General features: G+C 58.2%; 11 protein-coding genes and 1 pseudogene. 3 read left to right on the top strand and 9 right to left on the bottom strand.

The annotated features are described in order from the left end of the window. Positions 1-148 precede the first annotated feature (148 nt). The 6 genes from MRBLSP13_RS14890 to MRBLSP13_RS14915 all read right to left on the bottom strand — a co-directional run bounded on the left by MRBLSP13_RS14890 (position 149) and on the right by MRBLSP13_RS14915 (position 6,958). Positions 149-928 (bottom strand): amidohydrolase family protein, encoded by a 780-nt coding sequence (locus MRBLSP13_RS14890; RefSeq protein ID WP_363735902.1) that lies wholly within the window; start codon positions 926-928, stop codon positions 149-151. A gap of 102 nt (positions 929-1,030) precedes the next feature. Continuing rightward, positions 1,031-1,897 (bottom strand): formyltetrahydrofolate deformylase, encoded by an 867-nt coding sequence (gene purU, locus MRBLSP13_RS14895; RefSeq protein ID WP_363735901.1) that lies wholly within the window; start codon positions 1,895-1,897, stop codon positions 1,031-1,033. Between the two features lie 4 nt (positions 1,898-1,901). Next, entirely contained in the window at positions 1,902-2,444 is a 543-nt protein-coding gene (locus MRBLSP13_RS14900; protein ID WP_363735900.1) for a sarcosine oxidase subunit gamma, read from the bottom strand. Continuing rightward, complete coding sequence (locus tag MRBLSP13_RS14905; protein ID WP_363735899.1) at positions 2,437-5,397, bottom strand: sarcosine oxidase subunit alpha family protein; 2,961 nt, start codon at positions 5,395-5,397, stop codon at positions 2,437-2,439. Before MRBLSP13_RS14905 ends, MRBLSP13_RS14900 begins: the two co-directional genes overlap by 8 nt. After that, positions 5,394-5,690 carry a sarcosine oxidase subunit delta gene (locus MRBLSP13_RS14910; RefSeq protein ID WP_363735898.1) on the bottom strand — a complete coding sequence of 99 codons (297 nt, stop codon included), beginning with the start codon at positions 5,688-5,690 and terminating at the stop codon, positions 5,394-5,396. Before MRBLSP13_RS14910 ends, MRBLSP13_RS14905 begins: the two co-directional genes overlap by 4 nt. Positions 5,691-5,704: 14 nt before the next feature. Then, entirely contained in the window at positions 5,705-6,958 is a 1,254-nt protein-coding gene (locus tag MRBLSP13_RS14915; protein ID WP_363755327.1) for a sarcosine oxidase subunit beta family protein, read from the bottom strand. Positions 6,959-7,078: 120 nt separating this feature from the next. Between MRBLSP13_RS14915 and folD the strand changes: the two genes are divergently transcribed. Further along, positions 7,079-7,987, top strand: coding sequence for a bifunctional methylenetetrahydrofolate dehydrogenase/methenyltetrahydrofolate cyclohydrolase FolD (gene folD / locus MRBLSP13_RS14920; protein ID WP_363735897.1), 909 nt, complete (start codon positions 7,079-7,081; stop codon positions 7,985-7,987). A gap of 78 nt (positions 7,988-8,065) precedes the next feature. Here the strand turns inward: folD and MRBLSP13_RS14925 are convergent, their stop codons facing one another. Further along, entirely contained in the window at positions 8,066-8,983 is a 918-nt protein-coding gene (locus MRBLSP13_RS14925) for a LysR family transcriptional regulator (RefSeq protein WP_363735896.1), read from the bottom strand. 147 nt (positions 8,984-9,130) lie between these two features. Here MRBLSP13_RS14925 and MRBLSP13_RS14930 point away from each other — a divergent pair, with 147 nt between their 5' ends. After that, a complete protein-coding gene (locus tag MRBLSP13_RS14930) occupies positions 9,131-10,363 on the top strand; it encodes an aromatic ring-hydroxylating oxygenase subunit alpha (RefSeq protein ID WP_363735895.1) in 1,233 nt (410 codons plus the stop codon). Between the two features lie 515 nt (positions 10,364-10,878). Continuing rightward, positions 10,879-13,146 (top strand): TonB-dependent receptor, encoded by a 2,268-nt coding sequence (locus tag MRBLSP13_RS14935; RefSeq protein ID WP_363735894.1) that lies wholly within the window; start codon positions 10,879-10,881, stop codon positions 13,144-13,146. Here the strand turns inward: MRBLSP13_RS14935 and MRBLSP13_RS14940 are convergent. Both MRBLSP13_RS14940 and MRBLSP13_RS14945 read right to left on the bottom strand, forming a co-directional pair. Next, entirely contained in the window at positions 13,136-13,516 is a 381-nt protein-coding gene (locus MRBLSP13_RS14940; RefSeq protein WP_363755325.1) for a DUF3422 family protein, read from the bottom strand. The two genes, MRBLSP13_RS14935 and MRBLSP13_RS14940, sit on opposite strands and share 11 nt — an antisense overlap. A 454-nt stretch (positions 13,517-13,970) precedes the next feature. Then, a pseudogene (locus MRBLSP13_RS14945) lies at positions 13,971-14,134 on the bottom strand (electron transfer flavoprotein subunit alpha/FixB family protein); the annotation flags it as partial.

Consider the following 14,134-nt stretch of genomic DNA (forward strand, 5'->3'; position numbering starts at 1 on the left):
CTTGCTCGCACCCATCGGCAACATCCCGCCTGCCGAAGCCGAGGAGCTCTACTACGCCATGCTGGACGACACACCCATGGCAGCATAATTTAAGCCAAATGGCCTCCGGCAATCCCGGGGCGGTTCAATAACAGTCTTTAGGGGCTTTCTAAATATCAAGGATCCTGCACGCAGTCAAACCCATGATCTGACGAAGAAGTCCTTTGTCCGCAACCGTCCGTTCAACGTGAATCCGGGAGGTATGCGGATCGCAATATGGGTAATTAGTTCCAAAAATTAGCTTCTCAGGACATTCCACAATACACAACAGTAACGCTAAACGATTGAAATTAGTGCTCGTGTCGATGAAAATGTTGGGATGTGCCAGAGCAAGCTCGCAGGCCCTGGCCGTGTCGTAGCCGCCCAAATGCCCTATAATGATCGTATTGGCGGGATATTCGCCGGCAAGTCCCCCCAGTCGACTGATATCATCGCCCGTCGCAGGTGGATAGCTACTGAAAAGGATTGGCAAGCCCCCATGGTCATGGGCGGCGCGCAACAGATTAGCCACACCGTCCGCGCCGCCCGCCGGTAGAATTACTTCTCCCAATCCCTGATACCCCTGGTCCAGGACATCAACCAACCAAGCCTGGTTCTCGGCCATTGGGCGCCCCTGGGGTGGCAGCGCAAAGCCGAGGAATCGGCCGCGATGTTTTTGTACGGCGGCGGCCAATTCTACGCACGCAGCATTGACGGGCCCTGCGTCCCCCGACCACCCGACATGCTGCAGTCCATCGCACCTCAGGCGCCTGTAGCTGTCAAGATCGTGAGCATCTTCCAGATGATCGACCGCTGCCACGAGAACGGAGCGGTCGATTCCGGCTTCATCAAGCCGCACACGCTGGTCGGCGAAAGGGTGGGCGTAATGGCAGTGAATGTCCACGATCATATCGATTCACACCCGAAAAAATTCAGATCCAGGTAAATTCAACCCTCTACGCCTTGGAGGCCCGATCATTTGCCAGCCTGAAATCTGACGCGCTTACCTATCTCACGAAAATACCACTGTTTTGGACCCGTTACTGATCACCCGATGATCCACCCGCCATCCAACGGCGCGAGCAAGAACAGCACATTCAACTTCCTGGCCCAGCGCCACCAGATCCTCCGGCGTATATGCGTGCGACACATGCCGAGCATCCTGGGCGATTATCGGCCCCTCATCTAGATCAGTCGTCACATAATGCGCTGTCGCACCGATCATCTTCACGCCGCGAGCATGCGCCTGATGATAAGGCTTTGCACCCTTGAAGCTCGGAAGAAAGCTGTGATGTATATTGATGCATCGGCCAGCAAGATGCCCGCATAGACGCGCAGAAAGTATCTGCATATATCGAGCGAGTACAACGAGATCAATATCAAGGTCATCAATTAGATCAATGATCTTTTGTTCTTGTTGATCCTTCGTCTCCTTATTCACCGGAAGATAGTAATAAGGCAAGCCGTTCCACTCGACAAAAGAACGCATATCATCATGATTTGAGACTACGCCGCAAATCTCGACTGGCAGCAGGCCCGACTTCCAACGATGGAGAAGGTCATACAGGCAATGTCCGAATTTGGAGACCGCAATCAGTAGACGCGGCTTGGTCGCGCGGTCGTGCAGTTCCCACTCCATTCCAAATGCCTGCGCTATCTCTTCAAACCCGACGCGTATGAGGTCGATGTTCGTCGCGATTCCCTGCTCTGGTTCGAAAACGACGCGCATAAAGAAGGTGTTGATCGACGGATCCTGATATTGGCTCGATTCCGAAATAGTCAGATTATGTTTTGACAAGAAACTGGAAACGGCGGAAACGATCCCCTTCTTATCGGGGCAACGTAGAACGATTACAAATTGCGGCTTCTGGGAAGTCATGACTTTACCCTTTCTGACTGAATTCGATTGAAGCGTCGCTGAACCAGAGCTGGAGATGGGTTGCATAACTGATGTCGGCGACAATATTGAAGCCTCCCGTTGGCGTTCCGCTGGGCTTAATGAAGGCAAGTGTTTGCGCAAAGAGAGTTTGGGCGCACTGACCTGGACCAAACTGTCGCGGATGAAGATCCAGGCTGGTGCCCTTGGCTAGCAGAGCGCGCGCGTATTCGCCGGTGACATGAAACTGCACACGACCGGCCCCGACATCGGCCAGATGGGCCGTGGCACCATTCAGAGCATCCGACAATGCCCGCACGTCGAACCCTTCCCCACCAATCATCCATTCACTGGGCGAAAGCCAAGCGATATAGGGATTGCCTTCCGCTACGCTGTTGGGCTGCTGCGGCAATGGCTGGCCCATAACATCGGCAACCGCTTCCAGCAGTTGCGAAGACGGCTGGCGCAGTCGCAATACCCAGATACTGTCATCGAAGGTCCACTCGACTTGAACAGAGGAGCAGGCGAGCTTCCAATTTTTATCAGGCACGAAGGCGCTCCCCTTCCGGATCATAGGCTGCGGGATTAACGATTTTCGCCTTCCGGATGCCAGCTGGTGTGCGGATACTGACGATCTCGCCCATCCGCCTGTCTCCGCCGCGGATCATCCCGAGCGCGACGCCGCGATTCAAGGTCGGGCTGAAACCAGCGGAGGTGATATAGCCGTCGCTTTCAATTCCACCCGGCCGCTCGGCTATGATATGTGCGCTGATTGGCAGCACGACATCGGCCTCGACTGCCTCCAGACCCACGAAACCTAACCGATCCGACCGCTGGTTTTCAACCTGCAGGAGTGATCTGCGGCCAACGAAATCGGACTTCTTCTTAAGAACGTGGCTCCAGCCCACGTCGAGAGGCGTAGTCGTGCCATCGGTGTCGCCGCCAATGTGGAGATAGCCCTTTTCCGTGCGCAGGAGCATCCAGCCCTCCACGCCTACCGCCGTCAGGCCGTGGACCACTCCGGCTCCAGCGATGCGGTCCCAAAGCAAGGCCATCAGGCACGCAGGCACGTTGATCTCGTAAGAGAGTTCGCCTGTGTAGCTGACGCGCAGAACGCGAACATCGATGCCAGCGACCTTACCTTCCTTGTAGCTCATATGGGGAAAGGCATCAGCGCTCAAATTGATGTTTGTCCCCACATCGGTCAGGATTGCCCTGGCCTTGGGCCCGGTCAGGGTGATCACCCCCCAGGCAGTGGTGACGGGGGCGACAATGACGTCAAGGTCGAGCCATTCGCATTGGAGCCATTCCTCCAGCCAGGCAGCGATACGAGTCGCCCCGCCGCTAGAGGTGCAGATGAGGAACCGATCCTCCGCCAGCCGCGTCGCCACTCCGTCGTCGATGATCACGCCCAGCTCGTTCAGCATCAGGCCGTAGCGGACCATTCCCACCTTAAGCGTAGACATGGTGTTAGCGTATATGAGGTCGAGGAACCGCCCGGCGTCGGGGCCAACCACCTCAATCTTGCCCAGCGGCGACCCGTCGAACATCCCCGCTGCCTGGCGGACGGTCCGTGCCTCGCGCCGCTCCGCCGCGTCAAGGGTCTCGCCAGAGCGCGGGTAGCAGCTTGGCCGCTGCCAGCCGCCATAATCCTCGAAATGCGCTCCGAGTTCGACATGCCGGTCATGTGCAGGCGAATGACGCATGGCGCGGAACAGTGCGCCCCGCGCTCGGCCAGCGAAACTGCCGATGGGCATCGAGGTGAAGGGGAAACGATAGCGCGTTGTGCCGGTCGATTCGATGCTCTGACCGGTCAACGAAGCCATGATCGCCAACGCATTGACGTTCGATGTCTTCCCTTGATCGGCCGCCATGCCAAGTGTCGTATAACGCTTGAGATGCTCGACTGACACAAAATTCTCTCGCGCGGACAAGGCGATATCATCCACACTGACGTCATTCTGGAAGTCTACAAAGGCCTTGGACTTGCCGCCAGCAACATGCCAGACAGGCGCCAGCGGCATGATCTGCCGTTCTTCCGCGCATGCCGGGACGGGCCGATCGCAGGCGAAACCCAGTTCCGCAAGCGCGTCGACCATGGCTTCATGCCCTCCCGACACCGCCTCGCTGATGGTAAAACGCCCTGCCGCCGCCCCGGCCGATCGCGCCTGCTGCGCACGCCCCCCCGGAACGAAACAGGCATGCTCCTCATCGAAACCCAGCTTCCCTCCCGCCTGGCAGAAGAGATGCACGGCCGGACTATAACCGCCGGACATGGCTACCAGATCACAATCTATCCAGAAGGAACGGTCATCTATGGTCCGGATGCGCGCGGCACGCACCGCCTTCCCGCCCTTCGTGTCAATGATCGCCGAGCCGGCATGAACCGGTATATCCCGTGATGCCATCTGCTGCGCAAGATCGGGGGCAATATGCGACCGCACGTCCACAAGCGCAACGACCCTGGCACCCGCGTCCGACAGGGCAACCGCCGTCCTGTAGGCATCGTCATTATTGGTGAAGATCACCGCCTTGCGGCCCGGCAGTACCGCGTGCCGCGCAATATAATGGCGCACGGCGCCCGCCAGCATGATGTTGGGTCGGTCATTGCCCGAAAAAACGATAGGCCGCTCGATCGCGCCAGTGGCCAGAATCACCTGCTGTGCTCTCACCTGCCACAGACGATAGCGTGCCACGGCAGGATCGGCAGCGCACAAGGCTTCATTGCCGATCGTTTCCAGCAGCACCAGACTGTTATGGTCAAAATAGCCTACCGCGGCTGTCTTCGTCAGGATCTGCATGTCGGGACTGGCTGCAAATTCGCGGCCGATATGTTCCGCCCACAGCGTTCCTGACATCGCATCGATCTTGGCTTCGTCGGTTCGCAGTGACCCTCCGACGACGCTGTCCTGCTCGATCAGCATGACGCGCGCGCCCGAACGGGCGGCTGCCCGCGCCGCCGCAAGGCCCGCAGGGCCCGACCCAATAACCGCAATATCGCAATGGGCGAAGCGCGTTTCGTAGCGGTCGGGATCATCCTCGGTCGGCGCCTTGCCCATACCGGCAGCCTTGCGAATGAAGCCTTCGTACAGATGCCAGTTTGGCCACATGAAGGTCTTGTAGTAAAAGCCCGCCGCCAGGAAGCGCGACACCAGGTTATTGACGCCTCCCACATCGAAACCAAGGCTGGGCCAACAATTGACCGGCTGGGCCTGCAGCCCGTCATAGAGCGCGATTTCAGTCGCCCTCACATTGGGCGTGGACCGACCGCCGCTTCCCAGTTGCACCAGCGCGTTGGCTTCCTCAACTCCCGCACCAATTAATCCGCGGGGGCGATGATATTTGAAGGAGCGGCCAAACAACCGCACGCCATTGGCCAGCAGCGCCGAAGCCAATGTGTCGCCTTCGAAACCCTGATAGGTTTTCCCGCCAAAATGGAAGGTCACCGGGCGCGACCGGTCGACATAGCCGCCCGACCTCAACCTGAACGTTTGGCTGGTCACCCTTGCCCCTCCTGTTCAACTGCCTGTGCGCTGGCATGATTCATTGGATAGATTTCCAAGATCGCATGGGTTGCCGTGTCGCGCGCGACATTGAACCAGCGTCGACATCCATAAGCATGCAGCCAGCGCTCCCGGTGCAATCCCCTGGGATTGATCCGCTCGAACAAATATTGCGCCCATCGCTCGTCGGACACTTCTTCGGGCGGCCCTGGCCGGGTGATGTGGCTTTGCCCGCCGCATTGAAATTCAATTTCGTCCCTTGGCCCGCACCAAGGACAATGGATCAACAACATGGCCTTACCTCATCTCAATGCGCAATGCCCGAGGCGGCAGCCTCATCGATCAGCGCCCCCGTGGTGAAGCGTTCCAGCGAGAAGGATCTTGCCAGTTCATGCGGCTCGTCGGTCGCAAGGTGATGGGCCAGAAGCGTTCCACCTACCGGGATTGCCTTGAAGCCACCGGTGCCCCATCCGCAATTGAGATAGAGACCAGGCACCGGGCTCTGACCGATAATCGGGCTAGAATCGGGGCAAATGTCGACAATCCCGGCCCATTGCCGCAGAAATCGCACTCGGCCAAGCGACGGATATTGCTCCGCTACAGCACCTAGGACGTTGCGCATCGTGGGCAGGTTGCCCCGCTGCGCATAGGACGGATAGAGGTCAAGCGATCCGCCGACCACCAGGCCACCTTTGTCCGACTGGCTGATGTAGACACCGGTCGCAAGCGACAGGATGACCGTGTCAATCACCGGCTTGAGTGGTTCCGACACGAACGCCTGAAGCGCATAGCTAGTGATCGGCAGACGAAAGCCCGCCATATCCGCCAGCACCGTTGAATGACCTGCGACAGTCATTGCAACCTTGCCGGCACGGATGCGCCCCCGGCTCGTGTCGACCGCGACCACCTGGCCACTCGCGTCGCGCACCATGCCGGTAACCTCGCAATTCTGGATGATGTCGACCCCAAGCGAGTCCACAGCCCTGGCATAGCCCCAGGCCACCGCATCATGGCGCGCCGTGCCTGCGCGCTTCTGCATGAAGCCGCCCCAGACAGGATAGCGGGCAGCAGGCGACATATCCAACGCCGGCACCCGCCGTGCGATTTCTTCGCGCGAGATCATTTCGCTGTCGACACCATTCAGCTGCATAGCCCCGACCCAACGAGTCGCAGCCTCCAGATCGTGGCGGCTATGTGCCAGCGTTATCATGCCGCGCTGACTGAACATGACATTATAGTTCAGCTCTGTGGCCAAACCTTCATATAGCTTCACCGAATGATCATATAGTGCGGCACTGGCAGGATAATAATAGTTAGATCTGACGACTGTTGTATTTCGACCGGTATTTCCTCCACCGATCCACCCCTTCTCCAGAACTGCAACATTCCTGATACCATAATTCTTCGCAAGATAATAAGCCGTTGCGAGACCATGGCCTCCACCACCCACGATTACGACATCATAGGATTCCTGCGGCACCGGATCACGCCAGGCCTGACGCCAGCCCATTTGCCGGCGCAGGCCTTCTTTGAAGACTTTCCATCCCGAATAGCCCTGCACGGTCGCCCTCGCTGTCACGATACATATGTGTATTGGCATGGCATAATGGAGACGCTATGAGTGCGCAAGCGCTGAATCGATGCGGTTGCGCTATAGCCTTTAAGCCAAAGGAAATTTCAGATGGCAGCCAAGCTGATTGACGGAAAGGCCTTTGCAACCCAGTTGCAAGAGCGGCTTTCCAGGGACGTGGAGCGGTTGAAACGTGACCACGGCCTCACCCCCGGACTTGCCGTGATCATGGTAGGCAGCGATCCTGCAAGCGCGGTCTATGTCCGCAACAAGGGCCAGCAGACGCGCGCGATCGGCATGGCCTCCTTCTCCCATCACCTTCCGGAGGAAACAAGCGAAGCCGATTTGCTGGCACTGGTCGCTCAGCTCAACCTGGATCCGCATGTTCACGGGATTCTTGTGCAGCTTCCCCTGCCCCCCCAAATGGATACGAAAAGGGTGCTCGCCGCAATCGCACCGGAAAAGGACGTGGACGGTTTCCATGTCGTGAATGCCGGGCTGCTGGCAACGGGACAGCAGGGTATCGTTCCTTGCACGCCACTTGGATGCCTGATGTTACTGGAGGATCACCTTGGCTCCCTGCGTGGTAAACGCGCCCTGGTCATCGGCCGATCGACCATTGTGGGCCGACCGATGGCCCAACTTCTGCTCGCAGCGGACTGCACCGTTACAATCGCGCATCGCTATTCGGAAGATTTGCCGACAATCTGCGCGGAAGCTGACATCATCATCGCGGCGGTCGGCGTTCCCCGACTGTTGCGGGGCGAGTGGCTGAAGCCCGGCGTGGTGGTGATCGATGTCGGCATCAACCGCGTTGCGGTGGACGATGCTGAAGCGGCGAGCCAGGGTAAGACCCGGCTGGTGGGCGATGTCGCCTTCGACGAAGCCGTGCAGATCGCGGGCGCTATCACTCCCGTTCCTGGCGGCGTGGGTCCCATGACGATCGCCTGTTTACTCGCCAACACCATCACCGCCGCAGAGCGATCGATGCAAGAGGCCGAGCAAAGGCGCGTCGCCTGACGCCGGATCGGGCCGGTTGAGCAACATCGCTAGCGAGATCGATGCGGCCCCGCCCCGCCCGATCGCTTGCTCCGCCAATTAGCCGGCCCTTGCACGCCGCAGCCGCACTGCCTCCACGATGGAATTCCTGAAGATGCGGATTGCGCTGTTGCCCAATGCGGCCGGCTCCACCTGCAGATAATAGGCATAGCCCACCGTGGCGCGGTTGGCGAAGGGTGTGGCGATGGCGCCCTGCGCGATCTGGGGAGCAAACATGTCGACATCGGCGAGCGCGAGGCCCGATCCTTGCGCCGCAAATTCCACGGCGAGCGACATCGATTCGAACACCAGTCCGCGGTCATTCTTAAGCTGATGACCATAGCGAGCTGCAAAGCGCTTCCAGAGTAGGTCCGTAGGCTGATGAGGGATCTGGACATGGAGAAGTTCTGCCGATGCAAGGGCCGATGCCAGACCGCTTTTTCTGAAATCTGCTACATGGTCGACGCTGCACACCGGCGTCAGTTCGATCTCCCACAACAGTTCCCGATACGCCGTTTCCCGGCCGCAGGCATCGAAGACGACGGCGAGATCATAGCCGTCAGCAGTCAGGCCTTCCCCGAAACTACTCATGATCATCACGTGAATTTCCGGATTTTGCTGTCTGAAATCCTTCAGGAAAGGCATGGCACCGGCCTGCAGAAAGGTTGGGGGCATATGGATGCGCAGTGTCGGGCTGCCGCGTAGTGCTTCAATGCCATCCTGAAGAATATCAAAGCCCCGGCGAGCAGCGACAAGCAGGCGCTCGCCCTCCGCGGTCAATCCGATGCCCCGCGCATGACGGGTAAATAGCGGCTTGCCGATCATTTCCTCCAGGATAGCGACATGGCGGCTTGCCGCGCTCTGCGTCACGCCAAGCCGCTCTGCACCGGCGCGAAAACTGCCTGCCTGCGCAACCGCTTCGAACGCGCGGAGGGCGTTGAGCGGCAATTTTGCTCTGCTCAGTTTGGCCAAGGTCATCAGTCCCACAGGTGCGATCCTGCTGACCGCAGCGGCACTATGGACCAAATCCTCTCCAAAGCGATCTAATTTTTAGATGGCTTTCATAAATTCAAGATGGGTCACATCGCCCCGCCCTGGGTTAGAATGCGTCAGCAGGAGGACGCCATGCTTGAAATCGACCATATCCACGATCTGTTTTCGCAGCGAAAGCCCGCTCACAGCCTTCCTCAAGGCCTTTATCTTGACGCCGCCGCCTACGAATTTGACCTGCGCGCAATCTTTGAGCGCAACTGGGTCATGATCGGGTTCGAATGTGAACTGCCGTCCAGCGGCAGTTATCTGGCGGCGCAGGTCGGCCGATCGCAAATCGTCGTTATCAGGGACAAGACGGGCGAGATCCGCGGCTTCCACAATAGTTGCCGCCACCGCGGAGCGCAGATTTGTCCGACGGGCACAGGACGTGCACCGCTGCTCGTCTGCCCCTATCATCAATGGAGCTATGATCTGACTGGTACGCTGAAGCGCGCGCCGGGCATGGATGAGACGTTCGAATTGAACGGACACGGACTGCGCCCCATCCATGTGGAATTGGTCGCCGGCTGCGTCTACGTCTGCCTGGCGGAGCTGGCGCCCGACTTCAACACCTTCCGAACGGCGCTGGAACCGGCGATCGCGCCATTCAACCTCAAGGATGCCAAGATCGCGCATGTCGTCGAACTGGATGAAGACGCGAATTGGAAGCTGGTAATGGAAAATGGCCGGGAATGCCATCATTGCAATGCTTGCCATCCTGAGCTGAAATCCGCCTTTCCGATCGAAATCGGCGACAACGACTTCTATGATTCGGCCGAAAGTGTCGCCTTGAGCGCTCGCCTGCAGGCACTGGGGCTGGACGTGCCGACGACCATCGCCGATTGGTTCCAGATCAGCCGTTTTCCGTTCAATGAAGGCCGGACATCCTATTCGGTCACGGGTGGCCCGCTGGTGAAGGTGCCACTCATCGATGTGGGAGAAGGCAATCTCGGTTCACTGCGCTGGGCGATCGAACCCAATAATTTCTGCCATGTAACGGCGGATTCGGCCTTCATGTTCAACTGCAATCCCACTGGTCCGCTCAAAACCAAAGTTACCGCGAAATGGCTCGTCCACAAGGACGCGGTGGAAGGGGTCGACTATGACGTCGAAAAGCTGGTCCACATGTGGGACATGACAAATCGTCAGGACAAGGATCTGGCGGAGAACAACCAACGCGGTGTCAACAGCATCGGTTATGTGCCAGGACCCTATTCAAAGCTGAACGAACCGTTCGTCATCAACTTCGTCGATTGGTATTGCAGGACCGCCATGGCCTACATCGAGAGCGAGAAGATGGGATGTCCCATAGCCGCTGATGCCTGAATGGCAGCGGGGTCCCGCAAGCGAAAACCTCCGCAATTTTGCCCGACCGGACACCGTCTACCCACTTCTGACCGCCGTTCGGTCGTTCAGCGACCTTAAGGCCCCGAGCACGACGGAGCGTGATGATGGCCTCCCACGTCATCCCGGAAGGATTACGCCTGGCAGCAGCGCGGTAGGCAATTCGTCCTCATCAGTCGCGAGACCGAGGCGCCTGCCGCGTAGCTCCTCGAGCAACCGAATCTCCGCCGCCGGAAAACTCTCCTCAGTCATAACCCTCAACCGGCAACCCCAGCGTCAAGATGCGGCAATGAGATGAAATTATGAATTCGCCTAAAAAATTGAGGCTTCAGACTAAGCGGCGATGATGGCGAAGACAATTCACGCCGGTTAGCTTCGTTTCCGCAACCAACATAAGGACCAATGGGGTAAACGGGACTGCGACATGGGGTTTGAAGAACGCAGGCCGGCTGCCGTTCAACGGCAGTACACCTATTCTTGAAAAGGGGTGAGACACGATGTTGCCGTTAGTTTCTTTCGCAGGCGCGCGGCGCCTTCTGCTTCTGTCCACCAGCATCGCGATTGCGGGGGGAAGCGCCGCCTTCGCTCAGACCAGCTCCACCGCAAGCCAAGCAGATCGCACGGAGGGCGAGATCGTCGTGACCGCCAGCCGCTCCGGCGAGCAATCAATCCAGAAGACGCCGCTCGCCATTTCGGCCGTCTCCGGTGAGGATCTCGCGACCCGCGGCGTCGGCGGGCTTACCGACCTGTCCCATACCGTGCCGTCGCTCAACGTCACAGAGCAGCAACCCGGCACCAACAAGATCGACATGCGCGGCGTTACGGCTGGGGCGCTCGACACCAGCGACGCGCAGGACCGTTCGCTCGTTGCCATCTATCTGGACGATACGCCTCTGTCCCTTCAGGGTAACAGCCCCGATCTCAAGGTGCTCGACCTTGAGCGCGTAGAAGTCATCCGTGGCCCTCAGGGTACGCTGTTCGGCGCCGGATCCATGTCGGGAACGATCCGCTACATCACGGCCAAGCCGGATGCGTCGAAGACTTTCGGCAGCTTCGACATTCTTGGCTCCGGGACAAAAGGCGGCGGCTTCAACTATAATGCCCGCGCCATGTTCAACCTTCCCCTCGCCGATACGCTTGCGCTGCGGGTGAGCGGCTACCAGGGCACCAACTCAGGCTACATTCGCAATGTGCGAACGAACAAGAATAACACGAACGAGGATAAGACGACGCAGTTCCGCGCGGCTCTTCGCTTCACTCCCAATGAAAAGCTGACGGTTGATGCCTCGGTCACCTTTGCCGACCTCGACGTCAATGAACGCAATGCCACATATTCTGGCCTGGGTGAATTCGAATATGCATCCTTCTTCCCTGAACTCTATCGGGACCGGACGAGGATCTACAATTTAACGCTCGATTACAAGACCGGGGACTTCGATCTGATTTCGTCCACCTCCTATATCGATCGTTTCTCGACCAGTACACGATCCTTTGACTTCCTGACGAGCACGCTGCTGGGCACGCCGTTGGCCCCGTCCAAGTCCTTCATCGATAATGACGTTACGGACTTCACCCAGGAAAACCGGATCAACTTCAACAATGGCGGCCCACTGAAGGTCAGCGCCGGCATATTTTACGAGCGGCTCAAGCGGCATTACTTCCAGGACAGCCCCTCTCCAGGCTTCGACGCCAACTTCTCGGCGGTGATCGGCGCCCCCTTCAGCAGCCTCGACTATCTGGCGCTGACGACCGACGACATCTTCACCGCAGATCAATTCATCAAGGAACGGCAGTTCGCAGTGTTCGGCGAAGCGACCTACACCCTGGCCGATGGGCTCGATCTGACGGCGGGTGTGCGCTACTTCAACTGGAAACAGGATTTCGATCTTAGCTTCCGGGGCGTAGCTGGTGCGCTGGGCGTGGGCCGGCCGTTGACCGTCCTGGACACCGCAAAGGAAAACGGTTTCAATCCCCGCTTCAACGCCTCCTACAAGATCAGCGACAACCACATGATCTTTGCAGAGGCGGCCAAGGGATTTCGCTATGGCGGCGTCAACCAGCCGGCACCCGACTTGTTCTGCGGCGCCGCTCTTGCGGCGCAAGGCCTCACCTCCTCTCCGGCAACCTTCGGTGCGGACAGCCTGTGGAACTATTCTGTTGGTACCAAGAACAGCTTCCTTGATCGGCGCCTGACCTTCAACGCCACGGGCTTTTACATCGATTGGAGCGATGTCCAGACGCGCAACAATCTGAGCTGTGGCTATTATTTCATCCAGAATGCGGGCAAGCTACGGAGCAAAGGCGTCGAACTGGAAAGCTCTTTCCGGCTGACCCCGAACTGGACCGTGTCGGGCAACTACAGCTTCACGGACGCGACCGCTAATGGCCCGATTCCCAATGCCGGCGCACGGGACAGCGATCGGGCGCCATTTTTCCCCCGACACATCCTAAACGTCGCTACCGATCTTAAACTACCCGTCGGTGAAGACAATCTCATCGCTCATGTGGACTATACTTATCGGTCGAACAGCTATACTCGCTTCAATAAGAATGCGGCTGATGCCCGCGAAATTCCTTCACAGAACATTGTCAACGCCAGCTTGATGTACGATCTGGGCCAGGTCCAGTTCGGGGTGTTCGTGAACAACCTGACTGACGAGGCGATCGTTACCGACATTCGTGAACGGCGCTATGTCGAGCCGGGCGACATTGTTTTCCGGGGCCGTCCGCGCACCATCGGAGCACGGGCACACTTCAGCTTCTGATCATGCCTTGTTGGGTATGGCTGCCGGTTCTGCCGAAAGGCAGGATCGGCAGTTTTTTCTTACTTTCCTGATAGCGGCGATCGAGCGAAGCCTGGGTTTGGGTTGGCCATCCTCTATCTGACAAGCCCTGCCAGATGCGATATTTTATCAGCCACAGGGCCAGAAATACGGCCGGCGCCACTATCGCCACGGCCAAGTTATGTGAGAGGGCGATTTCATGTTCAATGGCGACAACCGAGAGCCCCTCGACAATCTCCTGAAGCCGTAGCTGCAACTGGGTGCGCCGATCCATCGATTTGAGTAGATCTCGGTTCTGCTGCGACAGGGCCGTATCGACACGAGTCCGCAGAAAGGCCATGGTCCAGGCCACCCGCTAGGAAAGATCCTCCAGTCGACCAGAAAAGGAAATACATCTTCTGACCGCCGGCAACAGGCGACGATCGGTAAGATCCTCCAGCGTCATGATCGAAGAAATGATCGAATGGACCACGCCGAATGACTGTGTAGCTCGGAGATTCCGTGTGGCGTTCCCACAGAATGTGGAATCCTGCATATTCGAAACTTATGAAATGCCGATCCTGCACAGTGCCGTTTTGTGTTTGGAAGAGAGAGAAAGCGTCCCTCTCACTATCCATCAATGTGGCGTGGGTGCAAACCAGTACCTCGTGATACGCACCAGCGCCACAATCGGTGGTGACTTGCAGACATGCATCTCATTCGAGAGAAAGTGTCTGGATGGATGGTTATTGAATGAGAATATTCTCCATCATCCTCTCCAATGATTGCCGGCCCACCGGCACGTTCAATCCCGCCGCCGGGACGTGTCACAATCGCGGGGCGGACACTTTCGCCATGATCTCAGGCACAACCTTGAACAGGTCGCCGACCAGACCGACATCCGCCACCTGGAAGATCGGCGCATCCTCATCCTTGTTGATGGCGATGATGGTCTTGGAATCCTTCATCCCCGCCAGATGCTGGATCGCCC

The organism is Sphingobium sp. LSP13-1-1.1, assembly GCF_040676415.1.
Lineage (GTDB): Bacteria > Pseudomonadota > Alphaproteobacteria > Sphingomonadales > Sphingomonadaceae > Sphingobium.

Excerpts from the sequence above, each read along its gene's own strand:
- MRBLSP13_RS14935 (WP_363735894.1), top strand. The coding sequence starts at position 10,879 with ATGTTGCCGTTAGTTTCTTTCGCAGGCGCGCGGCGCCTTCTGCTTCTG.
- purU (WP_363735901.1), bottom strand. The coding sequence starts at position 1,897 with ATGACTTCCCAGAAGCCGCAATTTGTAATCGTTCTACGTTGCCCCGAT.
- folD (WP_363735897.1), top strand. The coding sequence starts at position 7,079 with ATGGCAGCCAAGCTGATTGACGGAAAGGCCTTTGCAACCCAGTTGCAA.
- MRBLSP13_RS14910 (WP_363735898.1), bottom strand. The coding sequence starts at position 5,690 with ATGTTGTTGATCCATTGTCCTTGGTGCGGGCCAAGGGACGAAATTGAA.
- MRBLSP13_RS14930 (WP_363735895.1), top strand. The coding sequence starts at position 9,131 with ATGCTTGAAATCGACCATATCCACGATCTGTTTTCGCAGCGAAAGCCC.
- MRBLSP13_RS14890 (WP_363735902.1), bottom strand. The coding sequence starts at position 928 with ATGATCGTGGACATTCACTGCCATTACGCCCACCCTTTCGCCGACCAG.
- MRBLSP13_RS14925 (WP_363735896.1), bottom strand. The coding sequence starts at position 8,983 with ATGACCTTGGCCAAACTGAGCAGAGCAAAATTGCCGCTCAACGCCCTC.